Origin of the sequence: Paenibacillus puldeungensis (genome assembly GCF_042678945.1) — a bacterium.
Taxonomy (GTDB): domain Bacteria; phylum Bacillota; class Bacilli; order Paenibacillales; family Paenibacillaceae; genus Fontibacillus; species Fontibacillus puldeungensis.
In genome coordinates this window covers 30,729-43,466 of the sequence record NZ_JBHTLM010000005.1, presented here as the reverse complement: position 1 = coordinate 43,466, position 12,738 = coordinate 30,729, and the positions used below count along the sequence as shown (strand labels likewise).

Annotated in this window: 11 protein-coding genes; 7 read left to right on the top strand and 4 right to left on the bottom strand. The window is 48.6% G+C overall.

What is annotated here, in order from left to right; translation table 11 throughout:
• Positions 1 to 46 precede the first annotated feature (46 nt).
• The 3 genes from ACFQ3W_RS08760 to ACFQ3W_RS08750 all read left to right on the top strand — a co-directional run bounded on the left by ACFQ3W_RS08760 (position 47) and on the right by ACFQ3W_RS08750 (position 3,180).
• Entirely contained in the window at positions 47 to 1,279 is a 1,233-nt protein-coding gene (locus ACFQ3W_RS08760) for an MFS transporter (protein ID WP_379319055.1), read from the top strand.
• Between the two features lie 256 nt (positions 1,280 to 1,535).
• Complete coding sequence (locus ACFQ3W_RS08755; protein ID WP_379318739.1) at positions 1,536 to 2,309, top strand: carbon-nitrogen hydrolase family protein; 774 nt, start codon at positions 1,536 to 1,538, stop codon at positions 2,307 to 2,309.
• Between the two features lie 97 nt (positions 2,310 to 2,406).
• On the top strand, positions 2,407 to 3,180 hold the full coding sequence (locus ACFQ3W_RS08750) for a Cof-type HAD-IIB family hydrolase (protein WP_379318737.1): 774 nt from the start codon (positions 2,407 to 2,409) through the stop codon (positions 3,178 to 3,180).
• A 90-nt stretch (positions 3,181 to 3,270) separates the two neighbouring features.
• On the opposite strand, the gene ACFQ3W_RS08745 is transcribed toward ACFQ3W_RS08750, so the two are convergent.
• Genes ACFQ3W_RS08745 through ACFQ3W_RS08735 form a run of 3 tightly spaced genes read right to left on the bottom strand, consistent with a single transcriptional unit; the run spans position 3,271 to position 6,614 of the window.
• Positions 3,271 to 4,449 carry a hypothetical protein gene (locus ACFQ3W_RS08745; protein WP_379318735.1) on the bottom strand — a complete coding sequence of 393 codons (1,179 nt, stop codon included), beginning with the start codon at positions 4,447 to 4,449 and terminating at the stop codon, positions 3,271 to 3,273.
• Entirely contained in the window at positions 4,442 to 5,953 is a 1,512-nt protein-coding gene (locus ACFQ3W_RS08740) for a sensor histidine kinase (protein ID WP_379318733.1), read from the bottom strand. Before ACFQ3W_RS08740 ends, ACFQ3W_RS08745 begins: the two co-directional genes overlap by 8 nt.
• Positions 5,916 to 6,614 (bottom strand): response regulator transcription factor, encoded by a 699-nt coding sequence (locus tag ACFQ3W_RS08735; RefSeq protein WP_379318731.1) that lies wholly within the window; start codon positions 6,612 to 6,614, stop codon positions 5,916 to 5,918. The genes ACFQ3W_RS08740 and ACFQ3W_RS08735 overlap by 38 nt, the downstream gene beginning before the upstream one ends.
• A 205-nt stretch (positions 6,615 to 6,819) precedes the next feature.
• Between ACFQ3W_RS08735 and ACFQ3W_RS08730 the strand changes: the two genes are divergently transcribed.
• The 4 genes from ACFQ3W_RS08730 to ACFQ3W_RS08715 are packed head-to-tail and all read left to right on the top strand — an operon-like array spanning position 6,820 to position 11,255.
• Positions 6,820 to 7,692, top strand: a complete 873-nt coding sequence (locus tag ACFQ3W_RS08730) for a carbohydrate ABC transporter permease (protein WP_379318729.1) — start codon at positions 6,820 to 6,822, stop codon at positions 7,690 to 7,692.
• A gap of 18 nt (positions 7,693 to 7,710) precedes the next feature.
• A complete protein-coding gene (locus ACFQ3W_RS08725) occupies positions 7,711 to 8,586 on the top strand; it encodes a carbohydrate ABC transporter permease (RefSeq protein ID WP_379318727.1) in 876 nt (291 codons plus the stop codon).
• Between the two features lie 11 nt (positions 8,587 to 8,597).
• A complete protein-coding gene (locus tag ACFQ3W_RS08720; RefSeq protein ID WP_379318725.1) occupies positions 8,598 to 9,794 on the top strand; it encodes an efflux RND transporter periplasmic adaptor subunit in 1,197 nt (398 codons plus the stop codon).
• A 30-nt stretch (positions 9,795 to 9,824) separates the two neighbouring features.
• Entirely contained in the window at positions 9,825 to 11,255 is a 1,431-nt protein-coding gene (locus ACFQ3W_RS08715) for an ABC transporter substrate-binding protein (protein ID WP_379318722.1), read from the top strand.
• Positions 11,256 to 11,714: 459 nt separating this feature from the next.
• On the opposite strand, the gene ACFQ3W_RS08710 is transcribed toward ACFQ3W_RS08715, so the two are convergent.
• Positions 11,715 to 12,611: an AraC family transcriptional regulator gene (locus tag ACFQ3W_RS08710; RefSeq protein ID WP_379318720.1), complete on the bottom strand. Its 897-nt coding sequence runs from the start codon at positions 12,609 to 12,611 to the stop codon at positions 11,715 to 11,717.
• Between the last annotated feature and the right edge of the window lie 127 nt (positions 12,612 to 12,738).

Here is a 12,738-nt window from a genome sequence, read left to right as displayed (position 1 = left end):
GAACAGAGCTAGGACATATATCAAATGAGAAAAGGAGGCGAAATGTATTCAGTCATCCATATTAAAAAATAAATCTTTTGTATTTGTTTGGCTTGGAAATGCTATTTCAGAATTGGGCGGGGCCTTCGGAACCTTCAGCAATTCCGTACTGGTTTACCAGCTGACGGGTTCCTCCCTAGCGTTAGGCAGCATGTGGATGCTTTATTTTATCCCCTCGCTGCTCCTTCAATTGTTTATCGGACCGTTTATTGATCGTTGGAGCCGCAAATGGGTAATGATAATCTCTCAGTGGACAAGAGGCATTGTCTTCCTTATTCCACTTATTGCAATATATACGGAAACTCTTTTGCCCTGGCACATATACCTAGTTCAGATCGTAGTCGGCTTAATTACGCCACTGTATGTTCCCGCAAACCAAGCCATTACGCCTACTCTCGTGTCAAAAGAGCACCTACAGACCGCAAATGCCTACATCGATGGAACGGTTCGACTCATGACTTTTATGGCACCGATCGTAGGCGGTCTCGTGGTTGAATATATTGGTGTAACACTAACCATTTCCCTGGTCAGCATCCTGCTTGGGATCAGCGGTTTTGCACTTCTTTTTATTCAAGAATCACGTACGATTCAAAACATCAGAAAATCATGGCTAAAGGAATTTGGCGAAGGGATTTCCTACTTCTTTACACAGCCAGTGGTTGTTTGGTTAGGCGTGTTTTTGGCGTTTGTGCAATTTGGGGTGGGTGTTACCATGGTTACAACCCTCCCATATATTACGGGGGAATTAAAGGGGAGTTATGCGGAATACGGGTATTTTATGGCAGGGTTCCCTATTGGGTATATTTTAGGTGTTTTTCTGGTTGGCAAAATAGTCTACAAAAGTCGCAGAGTGCTTATGCTGGGGGCATTGTTCATCGGCGGCCTGACCTTTATTACCTTGTTTTTTAATACCAGTATTGCTTTAGGGATTGCAACGGAAATCGTAGGTGGGGTAGTGATGGCCGTGTTTGGTGTACACAATACGACAATATGCCAGCAAACGGTGCCCAATCATTTGATGGGCAAGGTAGTCTCTGTTCGACTGCTAATCATCAGAGGAGTTATGCCTTTAGGGGTCCTGGTTGGAGGGCTTCTAAGTGATATGTGGGGCGTGCGCCCATTGTACCTATTCATAGGCACTATCATATGTACAGTTTCTTTGTTGGGGATTATGCTTCCGTATTTTAAATTTATAGACGGGAAAACGGTCATTGTAGAGCGGAATATGGTAAATAGATGATTGGTCGCATTTTATATATTTATTTTGACGTTTTTTCCGGGATGGGGAGAAGTAAATGTAAAAAGTGCATCTAAATGGACCAAGTAGACCGATAAACACGATATAGGCTGCTTTTAAATGTACTTTCTGCAGTTAATCTGGAAGAATTGGCGGTATTGAGCAAAATAGCTGCACTTAATACATTTAGACGCTGTGCAAGCAAGTTGGTTGGACGGCGAGATGGTGCTGTTGTTTGCAGAGAAAGGTGGACTAACCCATGGAAACGAAGAAATCATTCAAAATCGCTCTAGTACAAATGAAAAGCGAAAAAGCGGCGATTGACCAAAATGTGCAGTTGATGCGGGAGTATATTGCGGAAGCCGCTCGTGATCACGGGGCAGACATCGTCTGTTTTCCCGAAATGAACATCACCGGGTACATCGATCCCGGAAAATTTCCGCAGGCGGTCATAACTATGGATCACGCAGCGGTGAGTCAGGTAATTGAATTAAGCGGGAGATATTCCACTTGTGTGATCGCCGGATTTGTGGAGCATAACCCGGAGGGTAAGCCCTACATTAATCAGTTTGTAGCTCACAACGGGAAACTGCTTGGATTTTACCGGAAAAAGACGATCCATGACGGGGAGGAAGAGTGGTTCTCCCCCGGTGACCGGCAGCCGTTATTTTCGATTCCCGGTTTGACCTTCGGCTTATCGGTTTGTGCAGACATTGACGATCCGGCCATTTTTGCGGAATATGCGGACAAAGGTGCTGTCATTGTACTGGAGAGCGCGGCTCCCGGATTGTATGGAGAGCAGGAGACTCGAAACTGGTCCTCCGGTTTTGAGTGGTGGCGGGGCAACTGCAGAGACAAATTAGGAAAATACGCGGCCAATTATAGGGTATACATCGGTGTGGCTACACAGGCTGGGCGAACGGTCGATGAGGATTTCCCCGGCGGGGGATATCTGTTTGATCCAAGCGGCGCAAGTACGGCCGAAACGCCGGACTGGAGCGAAGGCGTTCTGTACGTGGAAATTGACACTTGATCGGATATGTGGTGAATAAATACTTTAAAGTAATGGAATTATGGAATAAAATAGTCTAACAGCACGGATTTACATACAGAAACGAGGAATCATAACATTGCGAACTAAGACGATTTTTTTCGATATTGACGGAACGTTGTATGATCATGAGAAGCAAGTACCGGCTTCAACCAAAGAGGCCATTCGGAAATTACAAGAGCTCGGCCATCAAGTAGCCATTGCGACCGGGAGAGCCCCGTTTATGTTTGAAGATCTTCGCCGGGAGTTAGGGATTGATTCATATGTTTCTTTAAATGGGCAGTACGTAGTTTATGAGGGGAACGTTATTTACCAAAATCCGATCGACCGTAGCACATTGAAAAACCTAACCCTGTTTGCGGAGAGCAAGGATCATCCGGTAGCTTATATGGATGACAAAGCGATGAAGCTGAATATAGAGCATCATGTTGATGTAGAAACCAGCATGGGGACCTTGAAATTTGATGTGCCGGAGCATGATCCGGAATATTACCTGGGTCACGACATATATCAGGCGATGGTTTTTTGCGCGGAAGAATATGAAGAGGCCTACCGAAAAGAATATCCTGCTTTACGGTTCGTTCGGTGGCATGTTGTATGTATGGACGTCATGCCGGGGATCGGCTCGAAGGCCCACGGAATCGCCCAAATGCTAAACTTGGTAGGAGTCGACAAGGCGGATACCTATGCGTTCGGGGACGGACTGAATGACATTGAAATGCTGCAATATGTAGGTCATGGCATCGCGATGGGCAATGCCCACGAAGAGGTGAAACGATCGGCGTCCTTTGTGACAAAAAACGTGGATGACAACGGAATACAATTTGGTCTGCAACATATGGGCTTGTTGTAAAACAAAAGGCTGCTACCGCTGGCGGGTTCAATCCTGCTCGGCGTGTATGCAGCCTTATTTGTGATGAATGTACAGGGTGAAAAGCAAACTCTATTTTAAAATAAACCGGTACAATATACTGCCTTCCATATTGATGGAAACGCAGAAAATCGCATCTCCATCCGGACTCCATTTCACAGAGTCTAGATTTCGCAGTCCGCCGTAAATCAGCCGATCGCCTTCCAGCTTCCCATCCCGCAGCCAAGCGGCGTGCAGTTCCCATACTCCGCTGCCGTTTTGCAGCGCGTAGGCCACCTTGTTGTTGCTGGGAGCAACATCAAACGACGACATCACTCCTTTTCGCAGCAGGACATGCTGATGGTTTGTCCAGTCGAAGGCATAGATGCCTTCAGTTTCGTTTCGGCTGCTAAGGTACAGAAGCATTCGTTCGTTTAACGGGATAAAGTCGTTGATATTGTCGCCTTCCATGATTTTGCTGGTTCTGGTCTTATTTTGTCGGCGGAGATTGTAGCGGTATATTTCCTCGCTTCCGTCAGTGCTTTGGGTCATGAGGTAAAATTGGTTCGGAGTTCCTGCCGATTTCAGACTACGCCACCATTTACCATCAACTTTGAGAGAAGACATACTGACCACAGGATTGGCATTCGATATATCCTGTATCGTAAAGGTATCGGCTGTAAAACCCATGATCGTATCTTGGTCGATAAATAGATTGGCAAAGCTCTCTGTATCAAACCGTTGCAGCGTTTCCCCTGAAGCAAGCTTGAGCACCAGCGTTTCCAGTTTGCTGGATTCGTGACCAAAAGCGGAGTACAACAGCAGACTTCGGTCAGGGGAAAGGGCCACACTTTCCGGTATGATATTTGTATTCAGAAAGGTAGTATGATCGTCGTTGACGTTCATTACCCCGATTCTGGCGCGCTCTATCGACATCCACTCCGGAGTTGTCGATTGTTCATCCTCGGCCAACCGCTTGGATAACAAGCTTAAATTCGTCTGATTGTCCGTAAAAACAAAGCGATCACGATCGACCGGCATCAGATTATATACGGGATAACCGACATTACGCTTAATGACCTGTTCAATTTGGAAGCCGTCGGCACCGCTGCCCTCACCCGAAGGAGCCTGATCAAGCGTCACGGTCTCCCCATCTGTCAATCCGAACGGGGAGAACCGTTCCAGGGCATAGAAACCGAGGAGAAAGAACGCCAGCAAGACAAACGGAACCAGTGAATTTCTCAGTATGGTCTTTAGAGCTCGTTTATTCACGATTCTTCCCCTTTAATCGCAAAGTAACCTTCGTTCCTTCATGAACCTTGCTCGTCACGTTGACCGTCCCTCCATGCTTCTCCATAATGCTCCTTACAATGGCCAGCCCGAGACCTGCGCTCTCACGATCTCTCGACGCACACATGGGCGCACGATAGAAGGGCTCAAACAAGCGCTCCAGATATTGCTCCGGTATCCCTTCTCCCCGGTCGGTCACAGTAACCATAACCGATCCATGATCATCGGTAGCAGCCTCGACCAGGACGTCCGAGCGGACTGAGGCATATTTAATCGAATTATCGATTACGTTGATCAGTGCTTCTTTGAGCTTATGTCGATCCCCGTTCACATAAATCGCGTCCTCCACCTGTTCGCTGTTGATTCGGATGTGGTATCGTCTGCCTCTGACGTTCATTTCCTCGCATGTTTCTCGAATCAGTTCCGACAGGTTCACTTGCTCAAACCGGTAGGTGAATTCGGCAGAGGAGGCTTTGGACAGCTCCAGGATATCCATGACCAGACGGTTCAGCCGCTTACTCTCGTTCATGATATAAGCTGTTCCTTTATCGAAGAAAGCCGGGTCTGAAAACCCGTTCTCCCGCATCATCTGGGCATATCCGAGAATGGTAGTGAGCGGGGTTTTCAACTCGTGGGTCACGTGGTCGAAAAACGCTTTGCTTTCTTCCTGTGAGGCTTGGAGCGCATCTCGGTCTCTTTTGATAATGCCAATCTGCTCCTTAATCCTATCCACCATTTGCTGAAAACGGTCGGCAAGCTCGCCGATTTCGTCGCGGGAACGAATATCGACGTCCAGGTCGAAGTCTCCCTCGGCTACCTTCTCCGAATATACGGTAAGTCGCCGGATCGGCTTGGTGATTTGTCTAGCCAGTACAAGAGAAGTCACAAAGATCAAGGCAAAAATCCCGGCGGCACAAGCAGTAATGAGCTCATTGAAATTTCTAGAATTCTTGTATGCCCCGGTGTAGTCGCTCGTAAACCGGTAAATGCCAACAGCTTGTCCGTCCGATAAAATCGGCCCGGTCAGGATAACATGGACAGTTCCTCCCGACTTTTCGACCGTATATGAGCTTTCCCCGGCAGCCGCCTTGGAGAAGTCTCCGCTAAGCGGTTGTTTCCAAGAGGCTCCCGATAGTAATCTGCCGTCCAAGCTGTAAATTTCAATGGGATTCCCGATTTCGGCGGCCAGCTCGGCGGCTACGCTATTTGCCTCCACTTCAAGCATGGAGGTCGTATTCCTCGTATTGCGAATTAGAAAATATTGCTTCACGTATAAATCCACATTTTTTGCGGTTTCCAGCATGTCTCTGTGAACCGTCCGGTTAAAGCTGCTTTCTGTGAGGCTGTAAGCGGCATATAGCAGCAAAGAGAGTCCCATAAAGAGAATGATAGAGAAGGATATCAGGATTTTCTGCTGAATCGAAATCCGGATTGTCCTGGTTGCCCGGCTACGCAAGCTTGTAGCCAATTCCAAATACGGTTTCAATAAAGGCCACTCCCCCGTCTTCGTCGAGCTTCTTGCGCAGCCGCTGCACGTGGATGTCTACGGTCCGAGTGTCCCCGGCGAACTCAAAGCCCCATACCTTGTCCAACAAATCCGCACGCGAGAAAACCCTGCCTCTGTTCTCCGCCATAAACAGCAGCAGTTCATATTCTTTATTCGTTAAATCGATCCGTTTGCCATCCTTCAGCACTTCCCGTCTCGACTTGCAAATCGTGATGTCATGACCTGCAGAAAGCGTCTCATCCGCTTCCGCCAATTCCAATGCCTCTGATGTTAGCTCAATTCGCCGGAAAATGGCCTTGATTCGGACGGTCACTTCCCGGAGATCAAACGGTTTTGTTATGAAATCGTCGGCTCCCAATTCGATGCCGAGAATTCGATCCACAATATCTGACTTTGCCGTTAACATCACGATCGGAATGGCGGTGTCTCTCGAAACGGCTCGGCAAATATCGTAGCCGCTCCCGTCCGGCAGCATAAGATCGAGCAGAATCAATTCCGGCTTGAATTCGGAAACGAGCCGCATACCTTGTTCCTCTGTTCCCGCCGTGCGCACCTCGAAGCCTTCCTTTTGAAGGGAATAAGCTAGTAAATCGGCAATGGATGCCTCATCCTCGATAATCAGTATTTTTCTCGATTGCATCAGGGAGCATCTCTCTTCCAGAGTATGGTTTATTTTTTCATTCTAGCATTTTTCCGCTTCCTTAAAAGCGAAAAAGACGTCTATGCGCAAAATGTTACAAGTTGGATACATCTCCCCTAAGGTTTGAAACATCTGTTGATTATACTGGGTTTCGAACGGGTTCAAGTCGGTTGAGGCAGTCTCAGCCGGAAGGGAAGGAGGAACTATGAAGCTTCGAATGTACCATCGAAAGGACGCCTTTTCAGCCCTTTGGTTTCTTGCGCCAAGCCTCATCGGGTTCGCGATTTTTTATGTCGTTCCCTTTGCCGAAGGAATGTACTATTCCTTTCTGGATGCGCCGATGCATGGTTCATTTGTCGGGCTTGCCAACTACAAGGAACTGTTTCAAAGTGATTCCTTTCGCAAAGCGGCTTTAAATACGCTTCTTTTTACGGCGGTCAGTGTCCCGCTCATGCTGCTGCTTTCTTTGTTGCTTGCGCTTCTGCTAAATCAGAACGCCTATTTCCGGAAGTGGATGAGGACGGCGTATGTGATGCCGCTTGTGGTGCCTGTCGCCTCCATCGTATTGATCTGGCAAGCCCTGTTCGATTGGAACGGAGCTGTGAACGCCTGGTTTGTCGATCTAGGCTGGGCCCGAATTGACTGGATGAAATCCGAGTGGGCTTTCGGTGTATTGGTTGTCGTCTATTTGTGGAAAAACATCGGGTACAACATCATTTTATTTTTGGCGGGGCTGCAAAGCATTCCGAAGGACTACTACGAAACCGCTTATTTGGAGGGGGCCGGACCGCTGCGAAGGTTTACCTCGATCACTCTGGTCTATTTGACACCGACGATGTTCTTCGTTGTCCTCATGTCCGTGCTCAATTCCTTTAAAGTGTTCAGGGAAACGCACCTCATCGCAGGCGATTATCCGCATGACAGCATTTATATGCTGCAGCATTACATGAACAACGGGTTTCAGTCGCTTGACCTGCAAAAGCTGTCATCGGCTGCGGTGGTGATGGTTGCATGCATCTTGCTGGGGGTGAGCGTCTTCTTTTGGCTAGAACACCGGTTTCGGCAATTTATGGAGTGAGATAGGAGGATGGGGAGTATGGGAAATCGCAAAATGTGGCGCAAGCTTCCCTTAACCTGCCTTATGCTGTTGATCGCGCTAGTCATCCTTTTTCCGATTGGGATAACGATCGTCAATTCCCTGATGACGGAGAAGGAAATCGTGAGCAATTACGGAATGATCGGCCAAATGGACAATGTGGAGGAAGGACGGAACGAATTCGTCAATCTGAAACTCATCCCCGACTGGGTGTCCTTAGAGCAATATAATCGAATCTTGATTGAGACGCCTAAATATATGCTGCTGTTCTGGAACTCGGTACGCATGGTCGTGCCGATTCTGATCGGGCAGACAGCGGTGGCGGCTCTGGCAGCCTATGCTCTGGCTATTCTGCGGTTCCCGGGACGGGATAAGCTGTTTGTACTTTACCTGCTGACCATGCTGATGCCGTTTCAGGTGACCCTGGTACCCAATTATATGATGGCTGACCGGCTCGGCTTGATTGGCAGTGAGAGTTCGATTGTGCTGCCGGGAATCTTTTCAGCGTTTGGGGTGTTTTTGCTAAGACAGTTTATGCTGCATATTCCCTATGCATATATCGAAGCGGCGAAAATCGATGGGGCGGGGCAGTTTCGGATTTTCTCCCAAATCGTCATTCCTTTGGTCAAGCCGGGATTGGCTGCCTTGCAGGTACTGCTGTTTGTGGATTATTGGAATATGGTCGAACAGCCGTTGATCTTTCTGGATGAGATGTATAAACAGCCGCTTTCGGTCTTTCTGCAGACCATTAACGAAGGGGATAAAGGCGTGGCTTTTGCTGCATCCGTGCTGTATATGACGCCGATGGTGCTCTTGTTTCTGGATGCGGAATCTTATCTGATTGAGGGCGTTCAGCTGTCAGGCGTGAAAGGTTAGGGGGTGAGACGGTGGAAATTCAGATCGAGGAACGCATGGATGCGAGGAGAAAGAAAAGGATTCGGCTGGCTGCCGGTATATTTGCCGGATTGCTTATTATTCTGACTCTCTTTAGCAATACCATCATGACGATGAAATTGCCTAAAGTGCGAACGGAACAGCCGCAGGACGGGCAGTTTACGCAAACGATCAAAGGCAGCGGCGTGCTGCAGCCCAAGCAATCCGTTCGTATGACCAATCCGGCAGGCTGGAGAGTGAAGAAGGTTTATGTGAAGAAGGGAGACAAGGTGAAAAAGGGGCAGGTTGTGGCTACCTTTGATACCAGCGCTGCAGCTCGAAATATTGAGGATGAGCAGGACCGGCTCGCCCAGCTCCGGCTTACTCTGCAGCAGACGCAGGACCAGTTTATTTCCTCCCAGCGCGAGGGAGATGAGTTGGCTCTACGTCAGGTGAAACGGGATATGGAAAACGCTAGGCTGAATATTGACGTTCAGGAACACCGTATACAGAGCTTGCAGGAGGAGTTGGAACGGGGAAGAGAGATCAAGGCTCCCTTTAGCGGGATGATCCTGGAGGCAAACGATCCGGAAGGACTCACTGGTGAGGCAGGGGAAGTTGTGGCGATTGTTTCCAACCGGAGCAAAGGATTTGAGTTTTCATTTAGCGTATCCTCTGACCTCGCTTCCCTGCTGAAAATAGGCGAAAAGCTGTCGCTCGACATAAATGGCGGTGAAGTGCCGAAGGCCGAGGGGAGAATTGTGGAAATCGGGGAATCGACCGGTGGAACGGCCGACGCCTCATCTGCTGCCGGGGCTGCATCCGCGGGCTCCGACGCTGCAGCTGAAGGGTCCGATGCTCAGGCGGCCGCCAATGCTGCTTTTCAGAGAAGGGTTGTCGTTTCGGTCCATGACGCGGGGCTAAAGGGAGGTGAGGAAGCAAAGGTTTTGGTGGAGAAGCCTGCGGAGCAGGAGTCGGTTCTCATTTCCAACGTAGCTATTCACGAGGACCGTTCGGGAAAGTACGTCTTTGTGCTTAAAGAAAGCAGAGGTCCCCTTGGCAATACCTATACTGTACGGAAAACCGCAGTTACGACAGGAGGCTCCAACGGGAAGGAAACCGCAGTCCTCCAAGGACTGACTGTTGCCGATCTGGCGATTGTGGAAAGCGGCGAGCCATTGCAGGAAGGCGACCGGGTGCGAATTCAGTAATCCTGACAAAGATAGAGAGGAAGAAGCGATATGAAGAAGCTGATGTTAATTTTGATGTGCGTCGTCATCGTAATGTCAGGGACAGCTTGCAGTAAGGAAGAAAGCAAACCGGGTTCGTCCCTGAATCTGTCCCAATCTAACGGTGCCGGCGAGGCCCATACGAAGAAGCCGGGCAATACGCCAAAACCTGTCAAGACGAAAGAGGGCAAAACGCTTGTGACGTTTTCCCTCGTCGTCGCTGATCCTTATACCGTGGAGGCAGTGCAAAAGTTTGAGGCGGCGAATCCGGACATCGATATTGAATTAAAGCCTCTTGTGGAGTCGCAATCGATATCAGACATTGAGATGACGAAATACTACAATCAGATGAGAACGGAGCTGCTTTCGGGTAAAGGCGCCGATTTGTACCAAGCGGAAGGCGACCTAATCGGGCCAATGGCCAATAAGAAGCTGCTGGCCAATCTAAGTGAGCTGATGGCTGCAGACTCTACCTTCGACAAGAGCCAATTTTTTGACAATATTCTGGAAGGATCAAAAATGAACGGAAATCTGTATGGCATTCCAATGTCATTTAGTTTCTCTTCGCTCCTGTTGGGGGATGAGGATGCCATTCAGGCAGCCGGGATTGACATCGATGACAGAACATGGACCTGGGAGCAATTCTGGGACTACGCGGGCAAGCTGGTGAAAAATAATAAGGGAAGCTCCAGGTACGCGCTGAGAGGTTTTCCGCCGGAACAGATGCTGACGAACAGCGTGCATGGGAGCTATCAAAATTGGGTGGATGAGAGCAGCCATAAGGCGAATTTTGAATCGGATGCTTTCAAATCTTTGATGGAACAAATCAAAAATATGTATACGAATAAAATCCTGACCAGCAAAAAAACAAAACGTGGCGATGCGTTCTTTCTTCCGTCTCCCGTCTCACGGCCCAAAGACTACTTCAACCGGAATGCGTGGTTTAAAAAAGGAAAGCTGTACCTTGCACCTCATGCTGCCGGGGAAAAGGTGGTCATCCCTTTTAATGCGTATTCGATGATGGTCATCAACGAGAAGTCCCCCGCCAAAGAGGCAGCGTGGAAATTTATTCATTTTCTCATGTCGGAGGCGATGCAGTCCTCCCCTAATAATTACGGATTCCCCATCAATAAGGCCGCCTATAAGAAACAGGTCGACGAACTGCGAAAGTCCGTCAAGAACGGTTGGCTTACTATAGAGCAGGATGTATTTATGATGGACGATGATGGTGAAATAAAGCAGCCTGAAAGCGTCAAGGTGACGGATCAGGATTTTGACAATCTGGATAAGCTGGTTGCCGGAGCAAACGATCTTGCGGTAAGCAACAGCAAGGTAGAAGATATCGTGTACGAGGAAGCTAAAGCGTACTTCAGCGGGCAGAAGTCAGCTGATGAGGTGGCGAAGCTCATCCAGAACCGGGTAATGACCTATTTGAACGAATAGCTGTGTCACGCGTTACGTAATGATTCGGGCTAGATTATTGTAGACCAAAGGCTGCTACCGCTAGCGGGTTAGATCCTGCTGGGGAGAGCAGCCTTTTTCGCGATGTACAGGGCTACAGGGCGGCAGAATCCGATTTATAATAATTGGCGAATTGCACATCGGACATTGCACATCGGACATCCCGCAGTCCAAGGGAACGCGGGGCTTCCTTTCACCCTTCTGAGAGTGCTGGTGCCTGTGCCGTTACTGGTTCGTTGGCGCGACGGGGGAATAGTTGCATTTCATACATTTAATTTGGCCTCTTTCTAGGTTCTTGGGCAAGTAAATGCAAAAAGTGCAGCTAAATGCGCCTTTTAGACCCTTTGTCACGGCATGGCCCGTTTTTAAATGTACATTATGCAGCTAATCCGAAAGTTTTGGCGATAGATCAAAATAGTTGCACAAATTACATTTACTTGATTACTTCTGGACTACAGGAATCCAGACTTCGCTATAGTAGTTTCCGTTCCCGCAATCCCCATAAATTTCGATGTCGGGCCCGTCTAATTTGTCATATCCCGATGCAGACAGCCATTCGGAATATACCCGCTTCCACAACTGGCTTGTCATGGCTCCAATCTGATCGTATCCATGCTCCTCGGATGTGAAGATGGCCCAGGTGTGAGCAGGGATAGAAACTCGCGTATAGCCCAGTGGGTCGCTCTGTTCCGTAAGAAATGCAAACAGCATGTACGGGTATGTCGAGTTCCCGGTATTGCGGTAATTTAATGCTCCGTGAATCGCACACATTCCGCTATAGGTTTCGCCCCGTCTACGGAAATTAGCGGCATCGAAGAGTTCCTCATAGGCGCCGTTTTCATGGCATTCTTGCCAGAATTCCGGCACGCTTTTATGGGCCGGGTCATAGACGGAGGAAAAAACCTCTTCAATCCCAAAAATCTCAAATGGTGCTTTGTCCACAATAGTGTAACGCATTTCTTGATCGCCCCTTACGGAAATGTGAAAGGAGACGCGGGGATACGATCGGAGTATAACCCCCCGGTCGCGAGCCCGAGAGGGGGTAACTCCATGCATTTTTTGGAATGCCCGGGTGAACGAGTCATGAGACTCATAGCCGTATTTCATCGCCAGATCGACGATCTTGATGTCGCTATGCTGAAGCTCGAGCGCAGCCAGAGTCAACCGTCTGCGTCTCACGTATTCCGATAGCGGGATATCCATGATATAGGAGAACATCCGTTGAAAATTATACAAGGAGCAGCAGGCGATTCTCGCAGCTTCTTCATAATCAAGGCTCCCATCAAGATGGTTCTCCATATAATCGACAGCATGGTTCAACCGTTCCAAAAAATCCATTCCCTTACCTCCTTTTCGCCTTAAGAATACCGCAATACAGGGTGGCGTTCTCGACTATTGATGCCGCTTTTTGCCGATATTCAATACAATATTAATTATCTTATCAGACAGTGGATGGAAGAAGCTA